The following is a 22,899-nucleotide window of genomic DNA, read 5'->3' on the forward strand; positions in this document are numbered from 1 at the left end:
TCAGGGCTGCAGCTGCTGCAGGTAGGTGGCCAGGGCGTCGATCTGCGCGTCGCTGAAGTCGGCGGCGATGGTCATCATCACCGAGCCGGCGCGGCTCGGGTCCTTGTCGCGAAAGCGGGTCAACGCCTGGCGCAGGTACTCGGCCGGCTGGCCGGCCAGGCGCGGGGTGGTGTCGCGGCCGGTGGCGTCGGTGCCGTGGCAGGCGGTGCAGGTGCTCTTGAACTGGGCCTCGCCCTGCTGGCGCAGCGCCTCGTTTACCGGCCCCTCGTGCCCCTGCAGCTTCTGCTGGCCGAAATAGATGGCCACGTTGACCCGATCCTCCAGGGTCAGCACCGGCGCCAGCTTGGACATCACGAAGTCCTTGCGCTCGCCGCTGGCGAACTTCTCGAAGGCGTTGAACAGGTACACCGGGTTCTGCTCGGCCAGGTTGGGAATGTGCGGGCGCTTGCTGTTGCCGTTCTCGCCATGGCAGTTGCCGCAGAAGCGGATGCGCTCGTGCCCGGCCTCATAGGCCTGCTGGCGCAGCACCGGGTCGGCGGAAAGCTGGTTGAAGCGCTGCATGGCCTTTTCATCGGCCAGGGCCAGGCTGGCCAGACAACTGAACAGCACGAGGACAAGCACACGCATGACAGGAATCCTTTTCTGATTGGTCCGCCAGGGCGGAGGATTTTGCGCGCGACTATAAGCAGCCCGCGCCGGGCAAACCCTGGCCCAGGTCAAGCAAAGTGCAGATAGTCGCGCGACCGGCCCAACCTGCCGGCAAACGCCGCCCTGATCGAGCCAGAGGAGAAGCCATCTCGCCTCCGGCACGCGACAACAAGTCAATTTGCCATCATTCGTTCCAGTCGATAGCCTACGCGACGCTCAGGGAACGGGCTCACGACTGGAGACGCCCCGAGCGACCATGCAATAACCACAAGGACTAGGTATGAAAAGATTCGCCTATCTGCTGGTACTGGCGCTTTGCGCAGGCGTCACCGGCTGCACCATCCACCACCCGATCGACAAGGACTATGCCGCCTACCTGGCGAACAACCAGGGGGAAAGTGCCTTACCCAAGGCACAAAGCACAGCCGATTACCTGCTCGCCCCCTCCACCGAAACGCACCACTATGAATTCCGCTCGGCACTGGTCGGCCATGCCAACCTGTGGATCGTCGACTTCGGCAAACTGCTCGACATGACGCTCGCCTCGCAAGACGTGCAACGGGCCTTCGACGGCCTGAAGCGTCACGACGGTACGAGCAGCGATGCCCCCGTACTGCGTTTCGAACTGATGCAGTACCGCTTCGAGGATTTTCGGGCCTACGTGACGCTGAAGGTCGAGGTGGCCTCGGCCGGGCAGCCACAGTTCAGCAAGACCTACCAGGTCGAGGGGAAGAGCCAGGGCGGCAAGATGTTCTGGGGTGGCGCCTTCGCCATGAAGAATGCCGTCCAGCAGTCAACCAAACTGGCCGTGGATGAGATTCTTCGCAGCTTCATAACGGACTTCAACCAACTCAAGCTTGCGCAGAATTAACCGGGCTGCGCGTTTCGGTAAAGCCTTGTCTGCCCCGGCCATAACTTGATTGGAGCGGGCTTGCTCCGGCCGGGACGCGTGCCGTCGTGACCAGCCGCAGTGACCCGCTTCGACATTGCTCCGTTCTGAGCGGCAATTCAGCCGCCGCCGAGCGGCTGCACACTGTCCGTCCAGTCGTACTGCATCTGCCTAGCCGTGGCGCGCGCCGCTTGCGGCCCCAGTATCCGCGCGACCAGGTGCAGGCTCATGGCGATGCCGGCGGAAATGCCGGCGGAGGTGAGCGTCGCGCCGAGGTCGACGAAGGGCACCGACTCCGCCACCGTCAGGTCGGGGTAGCGGCTTCGCAGGTCTGCGATGTCTTCCCAGTGGGTGGTCACCCGCTGCCCCGCGAGCAGGCCCGCCTCGGCCAGGATAAAGGCGCCGGTGCACACCGAGGCCGTCACGGCGGCCTGGGCCGCGGCCTGGCGGACCCAGGCCAGGGTGGCGGGGTCGCTCAGCGGCTGGTCGACCACGCCACCGGGCACGATCAGCAGGTCGCAGGCCGGTTCATCGGCAAAGTCGGCGTCGGCCATCAGCCGCAGGCCATGGCGGGCGCGGATCAAGGTCCGCTCGGCGGCAATGCTGCGCAGGCGAAACGCATCGTGCGCCAGCAGCCGATCGCGCCTGGCCACCCGTGCGGCCACCGAGAACACCTCGTAGGGACCGGCAAAATCGAGGATCTCGACCTCGGGAAACAGCAGAATGCCGACCTCCAGGGTCCGCTGGTGCACGCGCGCGGCCAATGGTTCGTGCTTATCCATGATCATGGTTGTCCTTCCCGAGCATGCTGGTGCGGCAATGATCGTCCTTTTGCCTGGCCGGCAAAACGACAACAAACCCACAAAAATGGCCAGCGGCGCGCGCACCACGGACGGCCCTGAGCCCGCCGCCCGGGCGACGGCCAACCTCCTGCCTATGGCATTGGCCCGGCTGGCGCAGTATGTTCGGGGCACGCACACAGCAAGGATGACCCCATGGCCGGCAAAGCCCAGGGCCCGCGCCCGCAACAGAAACTGCTCGCCGTACTGATCGACGCCGACAACGCCTCGGCGGCCATCGTCGAAGGCCTGTTCGAGGAAATCGCCAAGTTCGGCGTGGCCAGCGTCAAGCGCATCTACGGCGACTGGACCCAGCCCAACCTGGGCAAGTGGAAGCAGGTGCTGCTCGACCACAGCATCCAGCCGATCCAGCAGTTCGCCTACACCCGCGGCAAGAACGCCACCGACAGCGCGCTGATCATCGACGCCATGGACCTGCTCTACACCCGGCGCTTCGACGGCTTCTGCCTGGTCTCCAGCGACAGCGACTTCACCCGCCTGGCCGCCCGCCTGCGCGAGGAGGGCCTGACCGTGTACGGCTTCGGCGAAGAGAAGACGCCCTCGCCCTTCGTCTCGGCCTGCGACAAGTTCATCTACACCGAGATCCTCCGCGCCGACGTCGCGGAAGTGGCCGACGCCGGCGACAAGGCGCAGGCGCCCGCCAGTGGCGGCGCCCCGGCCGAACCGGCCAAGGCTCAGGCCAAGAGCAAGCCGCAGAAGGTGCCGGTGGACTTCATCGCCAAGCTGATCGACGACATCGACGACGAGGACGGCTGGATCGAACTGGGCGTGCTCGGGCAGAACATCAGCAAACTGCGCCCGGCCTTCGATGCGCGGCTGTACGGCTTCAAGAAACTCAGCGACCTGATCAAGGGCCAGGCCAAGCGCTTCGAGTTGCAGGTGCGCGGCAGCAGCGCGACGGGGGGCGAGGCGCTGTATGTGAGGAATCGCAAGGCCGGGAAATAGATACGGTTTTTTGGCAGCTCCCTGCCCCTGTCACTCGTTCACCCGGGAATGCTGCAAATAGCCCGGCTATCCGTAGGGTGGACAACGCGAAGCTTGTCCACCACTGCACCTCACAAAAGAGCCCTCATCCGCCCCGACGCGTTCCGGGCAAGCGGCCAAACCTCGCCGACAGACGCCTGAGCCGCGTCGGCACAGGGCGTCCGGCGTTACAGCCGCTACAGTTTCCCTAGGCGGATCGGGCCGAGGCCTCAGACCAACAGCAAGGCGCCGCCTGCAGATCAAGGAGTCGCGGTGTCTCTCTTCAACCCTGACAGCTGGACTTTACTGCAAGGCCTCGGCGTATTCAGCCTATGCGCTCTGGTCATTGCGCTCGCCGGGACGCGCATCACCCGGGTGGTGGATCAGCTGGCCGACCAGACCGGCATCGGTGAGGCGGCGGCCGGCGCCGTGCTGCTGGGCGCCTCGACCTCGCTGGGCGGCTCGGTTCTGTCGGTCACAGCCGCCTGGAACGGCCATGCGGAACTGGCGGTCAGCAATGCCCTGGGCGGTATCGCCGTGCAAACCTTCTTCCTGGTGCTGTCAGACCTGGCCTACCCGCGGGCCAACCTGGAACATGCGGCGGCGTCCGTGCCGAACATGATGCAGAACGCCCTGCTGATCTCCCTGCTGGCATTGGTGCTGCTGACCGTCTACCTGCCGGATTCCACCCTCTGGCACATCCACCCCACCAGCCCGCTGCTGTTCGCCTTCTATGTCTACGGCCTGTGGCTGGTGCGTGGTGCTCAGCGGTTCCCCCAGTGGCACCCGGACATCACCCACGACACCCGCCAGGACCAGCCCGACGACATACGCCAGATGCCCAGCCTGCCTCGGCTGTGGAAGGAGTTCGCGCTCTTGATGCTGGTGCTGGGCATCGCCGGCTGGGCGCTGGAGCCTGCGGCCACGGTGATCGCCGAGCAGGCGGGTATCAGCCATACCGTCGTCGGCGTGATGCTGACCGCGATCTGCACCTCCATCCCCGAACTGGTCACCTCGATCGCCGCCGTGCGCCGGGGCGCGCTGACCCTCGCGGTGGGCGGCATCATCGGCGGCAATGCCTTCGACGTGCTGTTCATCGCCGCGTCGGACATCGCTTACCGGCCGGGCTCCATCTACCACGCGATATCGGCCGATTCGACCTTCTGGATCGCCCTGACCCTGCTCATGTCCGGCGTGCTGATCATGGGCTTGATTCGCCGGGAGCGCCGCGGCATCGCACGGATTGGCGTGGAAGGCGTCGCCATTCTGCTGCTGTACCTGGGCGGCGTGGCCGTGCTGGTGATGGGATAGCCGCAGCTAGTAGCGCGGTCCTCCGTGGTAACGATCTGGGCAGGAGGCCACCCAACTGCTCCGACACAACCACAGGCCGCTGGCTTTGCGCAAAACGACACACACGATCGCGCAGATTTCCGCCACTCTATCCCGCCATCGACCACGCCTCACGGCCCCTGCCCAGGAACCTGTCATGCACCGCCTCCCCCACCTCTGCACCCTCGCCCTGCTGCTGGCCCTTGGCGCCTGTGGCGCCGGCGAAACCGCGGCCACCGCGACGCTCCAGGCCCAGCAGGCGCAACAGGCCCAGCAGCAGATCGAGCAGCTCAAGCTGCAGATCAACGAGGCCAACGCGGTGAACGCCAAGCGCCTGGAAGACGCCGTGGAGCAGGCGCAGTAAGCCCCGCCGCCGCGCACCGCGCAGATGCAAGAAGGCCCGTCCTGGGACGGGCCTTCTGCTGTGCCTCAAGGGTTCAACGCCACCCTGGCCCTCGGGGCTACGCCGGCTCCCCGATCGGGGCCAGTTTCCTGGCCTGATACGCCTTGGCCGCATCGTGAAACGCCTGCAGCAGCGCGTTGTAGTCGGCCTTTTCCCAGTAGCGGTATTCCGGGTGCCACTGCACGCCGACGGCGAAGGCCTTGGCGCCGATCACGCTGACCGCCTCGATCTGCCCGTCCTCGGCCACGGCCTCGACCTGCAGGCCCTCGCCCAGGCGGTCGATGCCCTGGCCGTGCAGCGAGTTGACCTGGATCTCGCGCTCGCCGAGCAGCCGGTGCAGCACGCCGCCCTCGGTCAGGGTCACGCCGTGCATCGGGCCATAGGCCACGTCGTCCGGCACGCCCTTGCGCTCGCGGTGGTCGAGGCGGCCTTCGACTTCATGCACCTCGCGGTGCAGGCTGCCGCCGAACAGCACGTTCATTTCCTGCACGCCGCGGCAGATGCCGAGCAAGGGAATGCCGCGCTCGATGCAGGCGCGCATCAGCCGCAGCACGGTGGCGTCGCGCGGCTTGTCGGCCAGGCCCAGGCCGTCGTGGCTGTCGCCGTAGAAGCTCGGGTGGATGTTGGACAGCGAGCCGCCGAACAGGATGCCGGAGACGCTGTCGAGCACGGTGTCGAGGTCGAGCTGGTCGGCGAAGGCCGGGATCATCAGCGGGAAGGCGCCGTAGCCGGTGACCGACTGGATGTATTTCTCGCCCACCAGGTGGAACCAGCCGATGTCGCGGTCGGTCAGCTGCCAGCGGCACAGCGGTAGGCCAATCAGGGGTTTCGTCATAGCAAGTCCTCTTCAGAGTGGTTTGAAGTGGGCTGCCCTTGGGAGAGCGGGCTTGCAGGTCACGTCGCCGTGAGTCCGCTCACCCAAGGGGTGCCGTTTCCCGATGTGTGCCGGGTCACTGCACCAATGCCGCGCCCGCGCGGCAGGTTTGTTGCGTAAAGCGTGTTGCGCTGCTGCTTTTGTAGGAGCGGCCCATGGCCGCGATATCGGCGCTGGCCTTGATCGCGGGCATGGCCCGCTCCTACGGAATAATTGCGGCTGTGTTGGGGATCTATCAGGCCAGGTGGCGCTGAGATAATCGCGGCTAAAGCGGAGTGCCGCCCAGCCGCTCCCACAGGTCGTTATGTGCTTCAAAAAAAGGGGGCAGATCCTGTGATCAGCCCCCTTAGGGTTACTCAGCCATTGCTCGGGAAGGCGAACTGCGCCGCCTCGTGGCTGGCACGCTGCGGCCAGCGCTGGGTGATGGCCTTCTTGCGGGTGTAGAAACGCACGCCGTCCGGGCCGTAGGCATGCAGGTCGCCGAACAGCGAGCGCTTCCAGCCGCCGAAGCTGTGGTAGCTGACCGGCACCGGCAGCGGCACGTTGACCCCGACCATGCCGACTTCGATCTCGTCGCAGAACAGCCGCGCCGACTCGCCGTCGCGGGTGAAGATGCAGGTGCCGTTGCCGTACTCGTGGTCGTTGATCAGCTGCATGGCCGCTTCCAGGCTGCCGACGCGGACGATGCACAGCACCGGGCCGAAGATCTCGTCGGTGTAGATGCTCATCTCTGGGGTAACCCTGTCGAACAGGGTACCGCCGACGAAGAAGCCATTCTCGTTGCCGGCCACCACCAGGTCGCGGCCGTCGACCACCAGGCTCGCGCCCTGGGCCACGCCGGCGTCGATATAGCCGGTAACGCGTTCCTTGGCTGCGCCGGTCACCAGCGGGCCCATGTCCAGGCCGCAGGAGGTGCCGGCACCGATCTTCAGGCCCTGGATCTGCGGCACCAGCTTCTCGACCAGCGCATCGGCGACCTGATCGCCCACGCACACGGCCACCGAGATGGCCATGCAGCGCTCGCCGCAGGAACCGTAGGCGGCACCCATCAGCGCGCTGACGGCGTTGTCGAGGTCGGCATCGGGCATCAGCACCGCGTGGTTCTTGGCGCCGCCGAGGGCCTGCACGCGCTTGCCGCGCTTGGTGCCTTCGCTGTAGATGTACTCGGCGATCGGCGTGGAGCCGACGAAGCTCAGGGCCTTGACCTCGGGCGCCTCGATCAGCGCGTCCACGGCTTCCTTGTCGCCATGTACCACGTTGAGCACGCCCTTGGGCAGGCCGGCCTCGAGCAGCAGCTGGGCGATGTACAGGGTCGAGCTTGGATCGCGCTCGGACGGCTTCAAGATGAAGCAGTTGCCGCAGACGATGGCCAGCGGGTACATCCACAGCGGCACCATCGCCGGGAAGTTGAACGGGGTGATACCGGCGACCACGCCGATCGGCTGCAGGTCGCTCCAGGCATCGATGTTCGGGCCGACGTTGCGGCTGTACTCGCCCTTGAGCAGCTCGGGCGCGCCGCAGGCGAACTCGACGTTCTCGATGCCGCGCTTGAGCTCGCCGGCGGCGTCTTCCAGGGTCTTGCCGTGCTCTTCGCTGATCAGCTGGGAGATGGTCGCCTCGTGCTGCTCGAGCAGTTGCTTGAAGCGGTACATCACCTGGGCGCGCTTGGCCGGCGGGGTGTTGCGCCAGGCCGGGAAGGCGCTCTTGGCCGAGTCGATGGCCTGCTGCAGGGTGGCGCGGTCGGCCAGGGCGACCTGCTTGCTGACTTCGCCGGTGGACGGGTTGTACACATCGGCGGTGCGGCCAGTGGCGGCGACCAGTTCGCCGTGGATCAGGTGGGCAACGACAGTCATGGAAATCTCCGTTAATCGAATTCGTAGGGTGGATGACGCTGTTTTCATCCACCTGGATGTTTGTGCCGAGCGATCAGTCCAGCTTGTTTAGCACGTCGCCGACGGCGCTGAAGACGCGGTCTAGGTCTTCCATTCTGGCGTTGAAGGTCGGCCCGAACTGCAGGGTGTCGCCGCCGAAGCGCACGTAGAAGCCGGCCTTCCACAGCGCCATGCCGGCCTCGAACGGGCGGATCACCGGGTCGCCGTCACGCGCGGCGATTTGGATCGCGCCGGCCAGGCCACAGCTGCGGATGTCGACGATGTGCTGGGCACCGCGCAGGCCGTGCAAGGCCTTGGCGAACTGGGGGGCCAGCTCGGCGGACTGCTGGATCAGGTTTTCGCGCTTGAGCAGCTCCAGCGAGGCCAGGCCGGCGGCGCAGGCCACCGGGTGGGCCGAGTAGGTGTAGCCGTGGGTGAACTCGACCATGTGCTCGGGCGACGGCTGCTGCATAAAGGTGTTGTAGATCTCGCTGCTGGCGATCACCGCGCCCAGGGGCACGGCGCCGTTGGTGATCTGCTTGGCGGCGTTGATGATGTCCGGGGTCACGCCGAAGTACTCGGCGCCGCTCCACTTGCCCATGCGGCCGAAGGCGGTGATCACCTCGTCGAAGATCAGCAGGATGTTGTGCTGGCTGCAGATCTCGCGCAGGCGCTGCAGGTAGCCCACCGGCGGCACTATCACGCCGGCCGAACCGGACATCGGCTCGACGATCACCGCGGCGATGTTGGAGGCGTCGTGCAGCTCGATCAGCTTGAGCAGCTCGTTGGCCAGCTCGACGCCGCCGGTGGCGGCCATGCCCTGGGTGTAGGCCAGGTGCGGCTGCAGGGTGTGCGGCAGGTGGTCGACGTCCATCAGCTGGCCGTACATCTTGCGGTTGCCGCCGATGCCGCCGAGGCTGGTGCCGGCGATGTTGACGCCGTGGTAGCCACGGGCCCGGCCGATGAACTTGGTCTTGGCCGGCTGGCCCTTGAGGCGCCAGTAGGCCTTGGCCATCTTCACCGCGGTGTCGGCACACTCGGAGCCGGAGCCGGTGAAGAACACGTGGTTGAGCTCGCCCGGCATCAGGTCGGCGATCTGCTCGGCCAGCTGGAAGGCCAGCGGGTGGCCGTACTGGAAGGCCGGCGAGTAGTCGAGGGTGCCCAGCTGCTTGGCCACCGCCTCCTGGATTTCCTTGCGGGTGTGGCCGGCGCCGCAGGTCCACAGGCCCGACAGGCTGTCGTAGACCTTGCGGCCCGCATCGTCGGTCAGCCAGGCGCCTTCGGCGCCGACGATCAGGCGCGGGTCGCGCTGGAACTGGCGGTTGGCGGAAAACGGCATCCAGTGGGCGTCCAGCTTGAGCTGGCTGGCCAGGGACGGGGTAGCGGTCTGCGGCATGTTCATCGGCGGCCTCGCACGGAAGGGCGGTGTACGGATCAAGAGAAGCAATTGCCAGACAAGGTGCCACGGGCATACATTCAGTAAAACCAAACTCTTCTTATCTTTAGTTCACCGGTCACTAAACAAATGACTACACGCCGCCCCGAACCCCTGGCCCAGGTCAGCGACTTCGATATCCGCCTGCTCAAGCTGTTTCGCAGCGTGGTCGAATGCGGCGGCTTTTCCGCCGCCGAGACGGTGCTGGGGATCGGCCGCTCGGCGATCAGCCAGCAGATGAGCGATCTGGAGCAGCGCCTCGGCCTGCGCCTGTGCCAGCGCGGCCGCGCCGGCTTCGCCCTGACCGAGGAAGGCCGCGAGGTGTACCAGTCGACCCAGCAGTTGCTGGCGGCCCTGGAAAGCTTTCGCACCGAGGTCAACGGCCTCCACCAGCACCTGCGCGGCGAGCTCAACATCGGCCTCACCGACAACCTGGTGACGGTGCCGCACATGCGCATCACCCATGCCCTGGCCCGGCTCAAGGAGCGCGGCCCGGACGTGCGCATTCATATCCGCATGACCCCGCCCAGCGAGGTCGAGCAGGGCGTGCTCGACGGCCGCCTGCACATCGGCGTGGTGCCGCAGTCCGGCGCCCTCTCCGGGCTGGACTACCAGGCGCTGTACGACGAGCGCTCGCTGCTCTACTGCGCGGTCGGCCACCCGCTGTTCTATGTCGACGACCGGCAGCTGGAGGACGAGCGGCTCAACGCCCAGGACGCGGTGGCGCCGACCTTCCGCCTGCCGCCCGAGGTGCAGAGCCACTACCAGGCGCTCAACTGCACCGCCAGCGCCTCGGACCGCGAGGGCATGGCCTTCCTGATCCTCACCGGGCGCTATATCGGCTACCTGCCCGATCACTACGCCGCCGCCTGGGTGCAGCAGGGCCGGCTGCGCACGCTCAAGGCCGACAGCCGCTTCTACGACCTCAGCCTGGCCGCGGTGACGCGCAAGGGCCGCCGCCCGCACCTGGTGCTGGAAAGCTTCCTCGAGGCACTGGCGGCCAGCGGCTGAGCCGCCGCAGCGAACGACCAGCCGGTCACAAATCGATCGGCAAGGCATTACACTTGCCCCACGGCGGTGCACAGGCCAGGCGCGGCGCCGCTTTCAGCGCTTTTTCCAGCACTTGCGCTTGTCACTCGGCCGGCAGTGGGTTATCAGTGCACTCGCTCCGTTTGCCGTTCAGATTGGAATCGCCCCATGACCTTTGACGTTCCCGCGCACAGCGCCACTTCCGCCGGCAAACCTGCCGGCCGCATTCGTCAGAAGAACGAAGAAGCCATCATCAAGGCCGCCGAGGAAGAATTCGCCCGCCACGGCTTCAAGGGCACCAGCATGAACACCATCGCCCAGACGGTCGGGCTGCCCAAGGCCAACCTGCATTACTACTTCAACAACAAGCTGGGCCTGTACCTGGCGGTGCTGAGCAACATCCTCGAGCTGTGGGACAGCACCTTCAACACCCTGACCGTCGACGACGACCCGGCCGAGGCGCTGGCCGGCTATATCCGCGCCAAGATGGAGTTCTCCCGGCGGTACCCGAAGGCCTCGCGGATCTTCGCCATGGAAGTGATCAGCGGCGGCGAGTGCCTGTCGCAGTTCTTCAACCAGGACTACCAGAGCTGGTTCCGTGGCCGTGCCGCGGTGTTCCAGGCCTGGATCGCCGCCGGCAAGATGGACCCGATCGACCCGGTGCACCTGATCTTCCTGCTGTGGGGCAGCACCCAGCACTACGCCGACTTCGCCTCGCAGATCTGCCGGGTCACCGGCCGCTCGCGCCTGACCAAGCAGGACTTCGCCGAGGCCGGCGACAACCTGGTGCGCATCATCCTCAAGGGCTGCGGCCTGACCCCGCCGACTGCCTGAGCCCATGCCCTTCACCCTGCTCGCCCCTTGCGATTACCGCGAGGAAATCCGCAAGAGCCGCTTCCTCGCCCTGGCCGCCCCGGTGGCCAGCGCCGCCGAGGCCCAGGCCTTCATCGAGCGCGCCAGCGACCCTGCCGCCAGCCACAACTGCTGGGCCTGGAAGGTCGGCGCGCAGTACCGCTTCAACGACGACGGCGAGCCCGGCGGCACCGCTGGCCGGCCGATCCTCGCCGCCATCGAGGGGCAGGACTGCGACCAGGTGGCGGTGCTGGTGATCCGCTGGTACGGCGGCATCCAGCTCGGCACCGGCGGCCTGGCCCGCGCCTACGGCGGCAGCGCCAACAAGTGCCTGCAGGGCGGCCAGCGCGTCGAGCTGGTGGCCCGCAGCCGCTGCACCTGCCACTGCGGCTTCGCCGAACTGGCGCTGCTCAAGGCGCGCCTGGCCGAACTGGACTGCCTGCTGGAAGGCGAAAGCTTCGATGCCAACGGCGCCCAGCTGCAGCTGGCGCTGCCCGAGCCACGCCTGGCCGAGCTGCAGCGCCTGCTGGCCGACATCAGCCGCGGACGCATCCAGCTGCAACGGCTCTGAAGCCCAGCGCCGCGACCGCGCCCCGGGGCGCACCGTTGCAGGCCGCCCCGGACGCACTGGCGCACCAATCTGGCACCGGCTCATCGCCTGGATCGGGCGCAGACTGGCGAAACCGGCTTTTCTGACCCACTGGCCAGCTTTTTGCTTTAGCCCCGGCCAGTTGTCCTGCCCGAGTCAGAACCCATGTCCAGCTCCACCCCTGTTGCGCGCCTGCGCTTGACCGCGATCAGCAAGCGCTATCCCGGCTGCCTGGCCAACGACCGCATCGACCTGAACATCGCCCCCGGCGAGATCCACGCGCTGCTCGGCGAGAACGGCGCCGGCAAGAGCACCCTGATGAAGATCATCTACGGCGTCACCCAGCCCGACAGCGGCGAGATCCGCTGGCAGGGCCAGGCGGTGCGCATGCGCGACCCGGCCATGGCCCGGGAACTGGGCATCGGCATGGTGTTCCAGCACTTCTCGCTGTTCGAGACCCTCAGCGTGGCGCAGAACATCGCCCTGGCCCTGGGCGCCCAGGCCGGCCCGGCGAAACAGCTGGAGGCGAGGATCCGCGAGGTCTCGCAGCGCTATGGCATGGCCCTGGAACCCGGCCGCCTGGTGCACAGCCTGTCGATCGGCGAACGCCAGCGGGTGGAGATCGTCCGCTGCCTGATGCAGGACATCCGCCTGCTGATCCTCGACGAGCCGACCTCGGTGCTCACCCCGCAGGAGGCCGACGAGCTGTTCGTCACCCTGCGCCGCCTGGCCGCCGAGGGCTGCAGCATCCTGTTCATCAGCCACAAGCTCGGCGAGGTGCGCGCGCTCTGCCAGCGGGCCACCGTGCTGCGCGGCGGCCGGGTGTCCGGACGCTGCGTACCGGCCGCCTGCAGCGACCTGGAACTGGCGCGGCTGATGGTCGGCGACGCCGAGGACCTGGAGAGCCGCTACCCCAAGGTCGCCGGCAGGGCCGACTTCCTGCGCATCGAGCAGCTGTCCTGGGCCAACCCCGACCCGTTCGGCACCTCGCTGCGCGAGCTCGAGCTCAGCGTGCGCAGTGGCGAGATCCTCGGCATCGCCGGGGTCGCCGGCAACGGCCAGGACGAGCTGCTCGACCTGCTCAGCGGCGAGCAGACCCTGCCCAAACGCGAGGCCGCGCGCATCCGCTTCGCCGGCCAGCCGGTGGCGCACCTGCGCCCGGATGCGCGGCGCCGCCTGGGCCTGGCCTTCGTCCCGGCCGAGCGCCTCGGCCACGGCGCGGTGCCGGAGCTTTCGCTGAGCGACAACGCCCTGCTCAGCGCCTTCCAGCATGGCCTGCTGAGCCGCGGGCTGATCCGCCGCGGCAAGGTCCAGGCCTTCGCCGAGGAGATCATCCGCCGCTTCGCGGTGAAGACCCCGGATGCCGCCACCCCGGCGCGCAGCCTGTCCGGCGGCAACCTGCAGAAGTTCATCCTCGGCCGCGAGATCCTGCAGAACCCCAGGCTGCTGGTGGCCGCCCACCCGACCTGGGGCGTCGACGTCGGCGCGGCGGCGGCCATCCACCGCGCGCTGATCGCCCTGCGCGACGCCGGCGCGGCGATCCTGGTGATTTCCGAGGACCTCGACGAGCTGCTGCAGATCAGCGACCGCGTCGCCGCCCTGTGCGGCGGCCGGCTGTCGGCGCCGGCCGACTGCGCGCAGACCACGCCGGCCGAGGTCGGCCGCTGGATGGCCGGCCAGTTCGATACCGCCATGCCGACGATCACCAATCCCCTGAATTCCCCCGCCGCCGCCCTCGCGGCCGGCCAGCGCTGACGGAGCCCCCATGTTGCTTTCCCTCGAACCGCGCGGCCAGCAATCGCGCGCCATGCTCTGGCTGTCGCCGCTGCTCGCCGCCGCGCTGACCCTGGCCAGCGGCTCGCTGCTGTTCCTCGCCCTCGGCCACGACCCGCTGGAAACCCTGCATACCCTGCTGATCGCGCCGCTGGCCGACTGGTACGGCGTCTCCGAACTGCTGGTCAAGGCGCTGCCGATCCTGCTCTGCGCCCTCGGCCTGGCGCTGGCCTACCAGGCGCGCATCTGGAACATCGGTGCCGAGGGCCAGCTGCTGCTCGGCGCCCTGGCCGGCAGCGCCATGGCCCTGCAGCTGCTCGACGGCGACAGCCGCTGGGCGCTGGCCTGGGTGGTGCTCGCCGGCACCGCCGCCGGCGCCGCCTGGGCCGGCCTGACCGCCTGGCTGCGCACGGCGTTCAACGCCAACGAGATCCTCACCAGCATCATGCTCAACTACATCGCCCTGAACCTGCTGCTGTTCTTCGTCCACGGCCCGCTGAAGGACCCGGCCGGCTTCAACTTCCCCGAGTCGGCGATGTTCGCCGACGCCAGCCGCCTGCCGCTGCTCGGCGCAGAGGGGCGCATCCACGCCGGGCTGTACTTCGCCCTGCTGGCCCTGGTGGCGGTCTGGGTGCTGCTGCAGCGCAGCTTCCTCGGTTTCCAGATCAAGGTGCTCGGCCTCGACCGTCGCGCCGCCGGTTTCGTCGGCTTTCGCGAGAAGCGCCTGGTCTGGTTGGTCCTGCTGCTCAGCGGCGCCCTGGCCGGCCTGGCCGGGGTCGGCGAGGTGGCCGGGCCGATCGGCCAGCTGGTGCCACAGGTGTCGCCGGGCTACGGCTACGCGGCGATCACCGTGGCCTTCCTCGGCCGCCTCAACCCGCTCGGCATCCTTGCTGCCAGCCTGCTGATGGCCCTGCTCTACCTCGGCGGGGAGAACGCGCAGGTGGCGATGAACCTGCCCCAGGCGATCACCCAGCTGTTCCAGGGAATGGTGCTGTTCTTCCTGCTCGCCTGCGACGTGCTGATCCTCTACCGGCCCCGGCTGAACCTGCGCTGGAGCCGCCGCACGGCCCCGCAGAACGCCCTGGCCTGAGCCCCATTCGACGAGTAATTCCCATGGATATCGACCTGCTGAGCAATATCTTCTACGCCATGGTGCGCACCGGCACGCCGCTGCTGCTGGTGGCCCTGGGCGAACTGATCTGCGAGAAAAGCGGCGTGCTCAACCTCGGCCAGGAGGGCATGATGCTGTTCGGCGCGGTGATCGGCTTTATCGTCGCGCTCAGTACCGGAAGTTTGTGGCTCGGCGTGCTCCTGGCAATGGCCGCCGGCATGCTCCTGGCGCTGCTGTTCGCCGTCGTGGCGCTGGGCTTCAATGCCAACCAGGTGGCCACCGGCCTGGCCCTGACCATCTTCGGCGTCGGCCTGTCGACCTTCGTCGGCGCCGCCTGGGTCGGCAAGCCGCTGGCCGGCTTCGAGCCGATCGCCCTGCCCTGGCTCAGCGAGCTCCCGCTGCTCGGGCGCATGCTGTTCGCCCAGGACCTGCTGGTCTACCTGTCCTTCGCCCTGTTCGCGCTGGTGGCCTGGGTACTGCTGAAAAGCCGCATCGGCCTGATCCTCCAGGCGGTCGGCGAGAACCCCGACGCGGCCAGCGCCATGGGCCTGCCGGTGCTGCGCGTGCGCACCCTGGCGGTGCTGTTCGGCGGCGCCATGGCCGGCCTGGCCGGCGCCTACCTGTCGCTGGCCTACACGCCGATGTGGGCGGAGAACATGACCGCCGGGCGCGGCTGGATCGCCCTGGCCCTGGTGGTGTTCGCCAGCTGGCGGGTGCTGCGGGTGCTGCTCGGCGCCTACCTGTTCGGCCTGGCCAGCATCCTCCACCTGGTGGCCCAGGGCGTCGGCCTGGCGATTCCCTCCAACCTGCTGGCGATGCTGCCGTACCTGGCGACCATCCTGGTGCTGCTGTCGCGCGACGCGCTCAAGACCCGCCTGTTCGCCCCGGTGTCCCTCGGCCAACCCTGGCAGCCGGGGCATTGAGGGGAGCCGCAGGCCGGCGCTGGGCCTTGCTCCCGGGGGCCGCTATGATGGCCGCTTTGCCCGGCAGGAGTAGCCCGTGACCCCGACCCGTACCGCACTGATCATTGGCGCCTCGCGCGGCCTGGGCCTGGGCCTGGTGCGCCAGCTGCACGCCGACGGCTGGCAGGTCACCGCCACCGTGCGCGACCCGCAGCGCGCCGAGGCCCTGCATGCCCTGCCCGGCGTGCGCGTCGAGGCCCTGGACATCGACGACCGCGCGGCGCTGGACAGCCTGAGCCAGCGCCTGCAGGACCAGGTCTTCGACCTGCTGTTCGTCAACGCCGGCATCCTCGGCCCCGCCCACCAGTCGGCCGGCGCGGCCAGCGCCGAGGAGCTGGGCCAGCTGTTCATGACCAACGTGGTGGCGCCCATCCGCCTGGCCGAGCGCTTCGTCGGCCGGCTGCGCCCGCGCGGCGCCGTGCTCGCCTTCATGAGTTCGGTGCTGGGCAGCGTGGCCAACCCCGAAGGCAACAACCTGGCGCTGTACAAGGCGAGCAAGGCGGCCCTCAACTCATTGACCAACAGCTTCTTCTGCAGCCTGGACGAGCCGCGGCCCACCGTGCTGTCGCTGCATCCGGGCTGGGTCAAGACCGAGATGGGCGGCGATGACGCCGAGGTGGAGATCGTCGACAGCTGCCGCGGCCTGGTGGCGCAGGTCGAGGCCTACCGCGACCGTGGCGGCCACCACTTCATCGACTACCAGGGCCAGCCGATTGCCTGGTAATTGATGCTTGCGGTGCGGCCTTCGCTGTTGCTATGGTCGCCGCCACGCCTCCTGACGGGAGGCGCACCTGGATCAGCAGACAGGGTCAACACTGAGCTGGCTAACCTGAACTCAACCTCAGAGGAGCCTGCTCAATGGCAGCCACCCGTATCTGGATCAAGAACCCCCTCGCCATCTTCACCGCCAACGACCTGGACGCCGCCGGCGGCCTGGTGGTCGAGAACGGCCGCATCGTCGAGCTGCTCGGCGCCGGCCAGCAGCCGGCGCAACCGTGCAACCACAGCTTCGACGCCCGCGAGCACGTGGTGCTGCCGGGGCTGATCAACACCCACCACCACTTCTACCAGACCCTGACCCGCGCCTGGGCGCCGGTGGTCAACCAACCGCTGTTCCCCTGGCTGAAGACCCTCTACCCGGTGTGGGCGCGGCTGACCCCGTCGAGCCTGGCCCTGGCCACCAGGGTGGCCCTGGCCGAGCTGCTGCTGTCCGGCTGCAGCACCGCCGCCGACCACCACTACCTGTTCCCCGGCGGCCTGGAGAACGCCATCGACGTGCAGGTCGAGGTGGTCCGCGAGCTCGGCATGCGCGCCATGCTCACCCGCGGCTCGATGAGCCTGGGCGAGGCCGATGGCGGCCTGCCGCCGCAGCAGACGGTGCAGCAGGGCGAGGTGATCCTGGCCGACAGCCAGCGCCTGATCGAGCAGTACCACGAGCGCGGCGAGGGCGCGCAGATCCAGATCGCCCTGGCGCCCTGCTCGCCGTTCTCGGTGACCCAAGAGATCATGCGCCAGAGCGCCGAGCTGGCCGAGGCCCTAGACGTGCGCCTGCACACCCACCTGGCCGAGACCCTCGACGAGGAAGACTTCTGCCTGCAGCGCTTCGGCCTGCGCACCGTCGACTACCTGGACAGCGTCGGCTGGCTCGGCCCGCGCACCTGGCTAGCCCACGGCATCCACTTCAACCCGGACGAGATCGCCCGCCTCGGCGCCGCCGGCACCGGCATCAGCCACTGCCCGAGCTCCAACATGCGCCTGGCCTCGGGCATCTGCCCGACCCTGGAGCTGCAGGCGGCCGGCGCGCCGATCGGCCTGGGCGTCGACGGCTCGGCCTCCAACGACGCCTCCAACATGATCCTCGAGGCGCGCCAGGCCCTGTACCTGCAGCGCCTGCGCTACGGCGCCGAGCAGATCACCCCGGAGCTGGCCCTGGGCTGGGCAAGCCAGGGTTCGGCCCGGCTGCTCGGGCGCCACGACATCGGCGAGCTGGCGGTGGGCAAGCAGGCCGACCTGGCCTTGTTCAAGCTCGACGAGCTGCGCTTCTCCGGCAGCCACGACCCGCTCTCGGCCCTGCTGCTGTGCGGCGCGGACCGCGCCGACCGGATGATGGTCGGCGGCCAGTGGCGGGTGATCGACGGCCAGATCGAGGGCCTCGACCTGGCCCAGCTGATCGCCGACCACCGCCAGGCGGCGCGAGCGCTGATCAACGGCTGAAAAACCGTAGGGTGGACGGTGCTTGTTCCGTCCACCACCGCGCCGCCCCCGGTGGATGGGTGAGGCGGCATCCACCCTACGGCCGATTCCCACCGGCCTTTGCCGCCCGCCAGGCGGCGAAAACGCTTCGCGGTTTTTCCAGCCTACGCGCTTGCACCAGCAGGCGGCATCCGCGGCGCCTGGCGCACCAACCACGAACCCCGCCCACGGCGGGGTTCGGCGCTTCTCCGGCCGATAACGGCTATTTGTCCAGTTGGTCAGCTTTTTGCAATCCCGTGGGCAGCCGCCGAACTGGCCACACCCCCGACCTACTGGAGTTCCATCGACCATGCAGAACAAGAGCAAACAACCGCTGCTGCGCACCCTCGTCGCTGCCCTGGGCTTGAGCGCCACCCTCGGCGCCTCCGCCGCCGACCCGCTGAAGGTCGGCTTCGTCTATATCGGCCCGATCGGCGACCACGGCTGGACCTACCAGCACGAGCAGGGCCGCCTGGCCCTGGCCAAGCAGCTCGGCGACCGGGTCGAGACCAGCTACGTGGAGAACGTGCCGGAGGGCGCCGACGCCGAGCGGGTGATCCGCAACATGGCCAAGGGCGGCTACGACCTGGTGTTCACCACCTCGTTCGGCTACATGAACCCGACCCTGAAGGTGGCCAAGCAATTCCCCAAGGTGACCTTCGAGCACGCGACCGGCTACAAGCAGAGCAACAACCTCGGCACCTACCTGTCGCGCTCCTACGAGGGCCGCTACGTCGGCGGTTTCCTCGCGGCCAAGATGACCAAGAGCAAGAAGATCGGCTACGTCGCCTCCTTCCCGATCCCCGAGGTGATCCGCGACATCAACGCCATCCAGCTGGCCCTGGACACCTACAACCCGGGCAGCGAGATCAAGGTGGTGTGGGTCAACTCCTGGTTCGACCCGGGCAAGGAATCCGACGCCGCCAACGCGCTGATCGACCAGGGCGTCGACGTGGTGTTCCAGCACACCGACAGCCCGGCGCCGATCCAGACCGCCGAGCGCCGCGGCGTCTACTCGGTGGGCTACGCCTCGGACATGGCCCACTTCGGGCCCAAGGCGGTGCTCACCTCGATCGTCAACGACTGGGGCCCGCACTACGTCAAGGCCACCGAGGCGGTGCTCGCCGGCAACTGGGCCACCCAGGACTTCTGGGGCGGTCTGGCCGAGGACACCATCAAGCTGCCGATCAGCGACCTGGTGCCGGCCGAGGTGAAAGCCGAGGCCGAACAGATCATCGCCGACATCAAAAGCGGCAAGCTGCACCCCTTCACCGGTCCGATCAAGGACCAGAACGGCGAGCTGAAGATCCCCGCCGGGGTGGTGGCGAGCAATGCCGAGCTGGCCTCGATGAACTACTACGTGGAAAACGTCAAAGCCGAGTTGCCGAAGTAATAGAGCGGAAGCGCCGCCGGATCGGCTTCAGCGCCTGGCGGCTGAAGCCGATCCCACAGGAGCCTGCGCGGCGAGGCTCAGACCATCCAGCCGGAGCCCCTATGCACAGCCTCCCGATCATCGACATCGCCCCGCTCTATGGCAGCGACCGCTACGCCATGCCGCTCTTCGCCCTGCCGCTGGAGCAGAAGCTGCGCATCGACATCAGTGCGTAGGGTGGATGACGCTATATCCATCCACCAGCCGAAGCCGCAGCGGATCCCGGAAGGCGGACATGGAAAGCGATGTCGCCCCTGCACCGCTCAAGAACCCGACGCCTCGTGCAAAAGCTGACTGCTTGGTTAAACTGACTGCCGACCACGCCCGAACACGAGAAACCGACCATGTACGACTGGCTCAACGCCCTGCCCAAGGCCGAACTGCACCTGCACCTGGAGGGTTCGCTGGAACCCGAGCTGCTGTTCGCCCTGGCCGAGCGCAACAAGATCAAGCTGCCCTGGAACGACGTCGAGGCGCTGCGCGGTGCCTATGCCTTCAACAACCTGCAGGAGTTCCTCGACCTCTACTACCAGGGCGCCGACGTGCTGCGCACCGAGCAGGATTTCTACGACCTGACCTGGGCCTACCTGGAAAAGTGCAAGGCGCAGAACGTCATCCACACCGAGCCGTTCTTCGACCCGCAGACCCATACCGACCGCGGCATCCCCTTCGAGGTGGTGCTGCGCGGGATCAAGCAGGCGCTGGTCGATGGTGAAAGAAAGCTGGGCATCAGCCATGGCCTGATCCTCAGCTTTCTGCGCCACCTGTCCGAGGAGCAGGCGTTCGACACCCTGGAGCAGGCTCGTCCCTTCCGCGACGCCTTCATCGCCGTCGGCCTGGACAGCTCGGAGATGGGCCATCCGCCGAGCAAGTTCCAACGGGTGTTCGACCAGGCGCGCAGCGAGGGCTACCTGACCGTCGCCCACGCCGGCGAGGAAGGCCCGCCCGAGTACATCTGGGAGGCCCTGGACCTGCTCAAGATCGAGCGCATCGACCACGGCGTACGCGCCATCGAGGACGAGCGGCTGATGCGGCGGATCATCGACGAGCAGATCCCGCTGACCGTCTGCCCGCTGTCCAACATCAAGCTCTGCGTGTTCGACGACATGCGCCAGCACAACATCCTCGAGATGCTCGAGCGCGGCGTGAAGGTCACGGTCAACTCGGACGACCCGGCCTACTTCGGCGGCTACGTCACCGAGAACTTCGCCGCCCTGCACGACAGCCTGGGCATGACCCAGGAGCAGGCCCGGCGCCTGGCGCAGAACAGCCTGGACGCACGCCTGAGCTAGCCGACCGGTGCGGCGACAGCCCCGCTGTCGCCGCCGTTTCCCGCCCATCCAGGCAGCCCGCTTGCCCACCGCGCCGCGCCGCCGGCCGCCGGCCGCCGGTCTGAAGTTTCGCCAACGGCGGCCGAAACAATGGAAGCTGTACCCGAGCAAAATACTGGCCATATACTGGCCGCCAAAAATCCGCCTGTTCGTGCCTGGCGTACCCCGCCACCTAGGTTGCCGCAACGATGAAACAGCCCGCGTCCACGAGCTCGCTTGTCTGTCGCCTGCTATTGGCGCTGCTGGCCTGCTGCGCGTCTCAGGCCAGCGCCAGCGAGCCGCTGCGCGTCGTCACCGAGGAGCTGCCGCCCTACAACATGACCCGCGACGGGCGCCTCACCGGGATGAGCACCGAGGTCGTGCAGGCGGTACTCGGGCACCTCGGCCTGCAAGCGGACATCCAGTCCATGCCCTGGGCGCGCGCCTATGACATCGCGCTGAACGACGAGAACGTGCTGATCTACTCGATCGCCCGCACCCACCAGCGCGAGCCGCTGTTCAAGTGGGTCGGCGAGATCGCGCCCATGCACTGGTATCTGTATGCCAGGCCCGACAGCGGCATCCGCCTGGCCAGCCTCGACGATGCCCGCCGCTACCAGATCGCCACCGTGATGCAGGACGCCGGCGAGCAGTACCTGCGGGCCAAGGGCTTCAAGATCGGCCAGAACCTGCAGTCGAACAACAAATACAGCTACAACTACGAGAAATTCAAACTCGGCCGGGTCGACCTGTGGATCTCCATCGAACTCAACGCCCTGTACCTGATCCGCCAGGCCGGCGAGGATCCGGACCAGATGGTGGTGCCGGTGCTGAGCCTGCCCGACCTGGGCGAAGGCGGCGGGCTGAACATGGCGTTCAGCCGACAGACCCCGGACGAACTGGTCGAGCGCTTCCGCCAGGGCCTGGCCAGCATCCGCCGTGACGGCACCTACGCCGCCATCGCCAGAAAGTGGTTGTAACGTGAGTCCACCTCCCTGCTCTGCGCCCCTGGCCACGACGCCTTCAGCCCTCCCGCCCGGCGGCTCGCTGGGCCGCCGGCTGGTGCTGGCCACCCTGATCTTCTGCATCCTGTTCACCCTGGTCACCGCCGCCATCCGCAGCTGGTCGGCCTGGCACAACAACCTGGCGGTGATGACCGGCGAGCTGACCCTGGTCGACCAGGTGTTCCAGCGCACCCTGTCCAAGGCGATCTGGGAGCTGGACCGCGAATCGCTGCAGACCCAGCTGGAAAGCGTCGCCCAGACCGCGCCCATTGGCCGCGTGCAGTTGAGCATCCTGCGCCCCGGCCGGCCGCCCGAGGTGCTGGTGCTGCAACGCCGGCAGCAGGCCAGCGGCAGCACGCAGCGGGCACCCTCGCTGCAGCGCCGGCTGAGCTACGAGCCCTACCCGGGGGCCAGCGAGACCGTCGGCGAGCTGATCCTCGAGGGCGACGAGCGCCTGCTCTGGCAACGCCTGGTGGGCGAGATCAGCAGCATCATCGTCACCCAGATCATCCAGTCGTTGCTGTTGGCGGGCCTGATCATGTGGCTGTTCAACCACTCGGTCACCGTGCACGTGCGGCACATCGCCCGGCACCTGGAAGAGCTGTCGCCGGCCAACCTCAAGCGCTTGCTGCGCCTGGAGCGGTCGGTGGCGCGTCGCGACGAGCTGAGCCTGCTCGAGGGTGGGGTCAACGACCTGCAGGGCAAGCTGTCCGACTACCTCGAGCAGCAGCGCCGCGACGAACGCGACCTGGCCGCCCACCGCGACCGCCTGGCCGAGCTGGTGGCCGAACGCACGGCGGAACTGCGCGCCGCCAACAGCCGCCTGGAAGAACTCAGCCGCAACGACCCGCTGACCGGCCTGGCCAACCGCCGCCACTTCGACGAGGTCAAGGAAATCGAATTCCGCCGCGCCCTGCGCCGCGGCCAGCCGCTGTCGATGCTGATGTGTGACGTCGACTACTTCAAGCTGTACAACGACACCTACGGTCATGCCCTGGGCGACCAGTGCCTGCAGGAAGTGGCGGCGACGCTCAGGGGCGTATTCGGCCGCGCCGGCGAGCTGGTGGCGCGCATGGGCGGCGAGGAGTTCGCGGTATTGCTGCCGGGCGCCGATATCGTCCAGGCGCGCCAGGCCGCCGAGCGCCTGCGCCAGGCACTGAGGTCCCGCGCCCTGGCGCATGCCGCCTCGCAGGTGGCAGCGCACGTGACCCTGAGCATCGGCGTGGCCCAACTGGAACCGGAGACGATGGACCGCTTCGACCTGCTCCTGCAGAGCGCCGACCAGGCCCTGTATCGCGCCAAGAGCCTGGGCCGCGACCGAGTCGCCCACTGA

Annotated in this window: 21 protein-coding genes; 16 read left to right on the forward strand and 5 right to left on the reverse strand. The window is 67.9% G+C overall.

What is annotated here, in order from left to right; genetic code table 11:
* The gene (locus AB5S05_RS18610) at positions 1-627 is read right to left on the reverse strand and encodes a c-type cytochrome (protein ID WP_369289018.1); all 627 of its coding nucleotides are present in this window, start codon (positions 625-627) and stop codon (positions 1-3) included.
* Between the two features lie 301 nt (positions 628-928).
* Here AB5S05_RS18610 and AB5S05_RS18615 point away from each other — a divergent pair, with 301 nt between their 5' ends.
* Positions 929-1,519 carry a hypothetical protein gene (locus AB5S05_RS18615; protein ID WP_369289019.1) on the forward strand — a complete coding sequence of 197 codons (591 nt, stop codon included), beginning with the start codon at positions 929-931 and terminating at the stop codon, positions 1,517-1,519.
* 137 nt (positions 1,520-1,656) lie between these two features.
* Here the strand turns inward: AB5S05_RS18615 and AB5S05_RS18620 are convergent, their stop codons facing one another.
* Positions 1,657-2,319 carry a DJ-1/PfpI family protein gene (locus tag AB5S05_RS18620; protein WP_369289020.1) on the reverse strand — a complete coding sequence of 221 codons (663 nt, stop codon included), beginning with the start codon at positions 2,317-2,319 and terminating at the stop codon, positions 1,657-1,659.
* Positions 2,320-2,532: 213 nt separating this feature from the next.
* Between AB5S05_RS18620 and AB5S05_RS18625 the strand changes: the two genes are divergently transcribed.
* The 3 genes from AB5S05_RS18625 to AB5S05_RS18635 all read left to right on the forward strand — a co-directional run bounded on the left by AB5S05_RS18625 (position 2,533) and on the right by AB5S05_RS18635 (position 5,053).
* The gene (locus AB5S05_RS18625) at positions 2,533-3,342 is read left to right on the forward strand and encodes an NYN domain-containing protein (protein ID WP_369289021.1); all 810 of its coding nucleotides are present in this window, start codon (positions 2,533-2,535) and stop codon (positions 3,340-3,342) included.
* A 291-nt stretch (positions 3,343-3,633) separates the two neighbouring features.
* On the forward strand, positions 3,634-4,671 hold the full coding sequence (locus tag AB5S05_RS18630; protein WP_369289022.1) for a sodium:calcium antiporter: 1,038 nt from the start codon (positions 3,634-3,636) through the stop codon (positions 4,669-4,671).
* A gap of 175 nt (positions 4,672-4,846) precedes the next feature.
* A complete protein-coding gene (locus AB5S05_RS18635) occupies positions 4,847-5,053 on the forward strand; it encodes a hypothetical protein (protein WP_369289023.1) in 207 nt (68 codons plus the stop codon).
* A 97-nt stretch (positions 5,054-5,150) separates the two neighbouring features.
* Here AB5S05_RS18635 and AB5S05_RS18640 read toward each other — a convergent pair whose 3' ends face one another.
* The 3 genes from AB5S05_RS18640 to aptA all read right to left on the reverse strand — a co-directional run bounded on the left by AB5S05_RS18640 (position 5,151) and on the right by aptA (position 9,239).
* A complete protein-coding gene (locus AB5S05_RS18640) occupies positions 5,151-5,927 on the reverse strand; it encodes a gamma-glutamyl-gamma-aminobutyrate hydrolase family protein (protein ID WP_369289024.1) in 777 nt (258 codons plus the stop codon).
* Between the two features lie 395 nt (positions 5,928-6,322).
* The gene (locus AB5S05_RS18645) at positions 6,323-7,819 is read right to left on the reverse strand and encodes a CoA-acylating methylmalonate-semialdehyde dehydrogenase (RefSeq protein WP_369289025.1); all 1,497 of its coding nucleotides are present in this window, start codon (positions 7,817-7,819) and stop codon (positions 6,323-6,325) included.
* Positions 7,820-7,892: 73 nt separating this feature from the next.
* Positions 7,893-9,239, reverse strand: coding sequence for an omega-aminotransferase AptA (aptA, locus tag AB5S05_RS18650; RefSeq protein WP_369289026.1), 1,347 nt, complete (start codon positions 9,237-9,239; stop codon positions 7,893-7,895).
* 123 nt (positions 9,240-9,362) lie between these two features.
* Here aptA and AB5S05_RS18655 point away from each other — a divergent pair, with 123 nt between their 5' ends.
* From AB5S05_RS18655 to AB5S05_RS18710, 12 genes are all read left to right on the forward strand, one after another.
* Positions 9,363-10,283 carry a LysR family transcriptional regulator gene (locus tag AB5S05_RS18655; protein ID WP_369289027.1) on the forward strand — a complete coding sequence of 307 codons (921 nt, stop codon included), beginning with the start codon at positions 9,363-9,365 and terminating at the stop codon, positions 10,281-10,283.
* A 186-nt stretch (positions 10,284-10,469) separates the two neighbouring features.
* On the forward strand, positions 10,470-11,135 hold the full coding sequence (locus AB5S05_RS18660; protein ID WP_369289028.1) for a TetR/AcrR family transcriptional regulator: 666 nt from the start codon (positions 10,470-10,472) through the stop codon (positions 11,133-11,135).
* 4 nt (positions 11,136-11,139) lie between these two features.
* Complete coding sequence (locus AB5S05_RS18665; RefSeq protein ID WP_369289029.1) at positions 11,140-11,724, forward strand: IMPACT family protein; 585 nt, start codon at positions 11,140-11,142, stop codon at positions 11,722-11,724.
* 183 nt (positions 11,725-11,907) lie between these two features.
* Entirely contained in the window at positions 11,908-13,497 is a 1,590-nt protein-coding gene (locus tag AB5S05_RS18670; protein ID WP_369289030.1) for an ABC transporter ATP-binding protein, read from the forward strand.
* Between the two features lie 10 nt (positions 13,498-13,507).
* Positions 13,508-14,605 (forward strand): ABC transporter permease, encoded by a 1,098-nt coding sequence (locus AB5S05_RS18675; RefSeq protein WP_369289031.1) that lies wholly within the window; start codon positions 13,508-13,510, stop codon positions 14,603-14,605.
* A gap of 23 nt (positions 14,606-14,628) precedes the next feature.
* Positions 14,629-15,549, forward strand: a complete 921-nt coding sequence (locus AB5S05_RS18680) for an ABC transporter permease (RefSeq protein ID WP_369289032.1) — start codon at positions 14,629-14,631, stop codon at positions 15,547-15,549.
* Positions 15,550-15,625: 76 nt separating this feature from the next.
* The gene (locus AB5S05_RS18685; protein WP_369289033.1) at positions 15,626-16,312 is read left to right on the forward strand and encodes an SDR family oxidoreductase; all 687 of its coding nucleotides are present in this window, start codon (positions 15,626-15,628) and stop codon (positions 16,310-16,312) included.
* A gap of 134 nt (positions 16,313-16,446) precedes the next feature.
* The gene (locus tag AB5S05_RS18690; protein WP_369289034.1) at positions 16,447-17,802 is read left to right on the forward strand and encodes an 8-oxoguanine deaminase; all 1,356 of its coding nucleotides are present in this window, start codon (positions 16,447-16,449) and stop codon (positions 17,800-17,802) included.
* A gap of 328 nt (positions 17,803-18,130) precedes the next feature.
* A complete protein-coding gene (locus tag AB5S05_RS18695; protein ID WP_369289035.1) occupies positions 18,131-19,213 on the forward strand; it encodes a BMP family ABC transporter substrate-binding protein in 1,083 nt (360 codons plus the stop codon).
* Positions 19,214-19,596: 383 nt separating this feature from the next.
* Entirely contained in the window at positions 19,597-20,544 is a 948-nt protein-coding gene (locus AB5S05_RS18700) for an adenosine deaminase (RefSeq protein WP_369289036.1), read from the forward strand.
* Between the two features lie 227 nt (positions 20,545-20,771).
* A complete protein-coding gene (locus AB5S05_RS18705) occupies positions 20,772-21,542 on the forward strand; it encodes a substrate-binding periplasmic protein (protein WP_369289037.1) in 771 nt (256 codons plus the stop codon).
* 1 nt (position 21,543) lies between these two features.
* Complete coding sequence (locus AB5S05_RS18710; protein ID WP_438943596.1) at positions 21,544-22,899, forward strand: diguanylate cyclase; 1,356 nt, start codon at positions 21,544-21,546, stop codon at positions 22,897-22,899.

It is taken from the genome of Pseudomonas zhanjiangensis (assembly GCF_041027545.1).
GTDB lineage: Bacteria > Pseudomonadota > Gammaproteobacteria > Pseudomonadales > Pseudomonadaceae > Aquipseudomonas > Aquipseudomonas zhanjiangensis.

Bases quoted from the DNA above. Each gene is read 5' to 3' on its own strand.
- AB5S05_RS18675 (WP_369289031.1), top strand. From the start codon at position 13,508: ATGTTGCTTTCCCTCGAACCGCGCGGCCAGCAATCGCGCGCCATGCTC.
- AB5S05_RS18620 (WP_369289020.1), bottom strand. From the start codon at position 2,319: ATGGATAAGCACGAACCATTGGCCGCGCGCGTGCACCAGCGGACCCTG.
- AB5S05_RS18695 (WP_369289035.1), top strand. From the start codon at position 18,131: ATGCAGAACAAGAGCAAACAACCGCTGCTGCGCACCCTCGTCGCTGCC.
- AB5S05_RS18660 (WP_369289028.1), top strand. From the start codon at position 10,470: ATGACCTTTGACGTTCCCGCGCACAGCGCCACTTCCGCCGGCAAACCT.
- AB5S05_RS18700 (WP_369289036.1), top strand. From the start codon at position 19,597: ATGTACGACTGGCTCAACGCCCTGCCCAAGGCCGAACTGCACCTGCAC.
- AB5S05_RS18680 (WP_369289032.1), top strand. From the start codon at position 14,629: ATGGATATCGACCTGCTGAGCAATATCTTCTACGCCATGGTGCGCACC.
- AB5S05_RS18665 (WP_369289029.1), top strand. From the start codon at position 11,140: ATGCCCTTCACCCTGCTCGCCCCTTGCGATTACCGCGAGGAAATCCGC.
- AB5S05_RS18615 (WP_369289019.1), top strand. From the start codon at position 929: ATGAAAAGATTCGCCTATCTGCTGGTACTGGCGCTTTGCGCAGGCGTC.
- AB5S05_RS18670 (WP_369289030.1), top strand. From the start codon at position 11,908: ATGTCCAGCTCCACCCCTGTTGCGCGCCTGCGCTTGACCGCGATCAGC.
- AB5S05_RS18655 (WP_369289027.1), top strand. From the start codon at position 9,363: ATGACTACACGCCGCCCCGAACCCCTGGCCCAGGTCAGCGACTTCGAT.
- AB5S05_RS18640 (WP_369289024.1), bottom strand. From the start codon at position 5,927: ATGACGAAACCCCTGATTGGCCTACCGCTGTGCCGCTGGCAGCTGACC.
- AB5S05_RS18645 (WP_369289025.1), bottom strand. From the start codon at position 7,819: ATGACTGTCGTTGCCCACCTGATCCACGGCGAACTGGTCGCCGCCACT.
- AB5S05_RS18705 (WP_369289037.1), top strand. From the start codon at position 20,772: ATGAAACAGCCCGCGTCCACGAGCTCGCTTGTCTGTCGCCTGCTATTG.
- aptA (WP_369289026.1), bottom strand. From the start codon at position 9,239: ATGAACATGCCGCAGACCGCTACCCCGTCCCTGGCCAGCCAGCTCAAG.
- AB5S05_RS18690 (WP_369289034.1), top strand. From the start codon at position 16,447: ATGGCAGCCACCCGTATCTGGATCAAGAACCCCCTCGCCATCTTCACC.
- AB5S05_RS18610 (WP_369289018.1), bottom strand. From the start codon at position 627: ATGCGTGTGCTTGTCCTCGTGCTGTTCAGTTGTCTGGCCAGCCTGGCC.
- AB5S05_RS18625 (WP_369289021.1), top strand. From the start codon at position 2,533: ATGGCCGGCAAAGCCCAGGGCCCGCGCCCGCAACAGAAACTGCTCGCC.
- AB5S05_RS18635 (WP_369289023.1), top strand. From the start codon at position 4,847: ATGCACCGCCTCCCCCACCTCTGCACCCTCGCCCTGCTGCTGGCCCTT.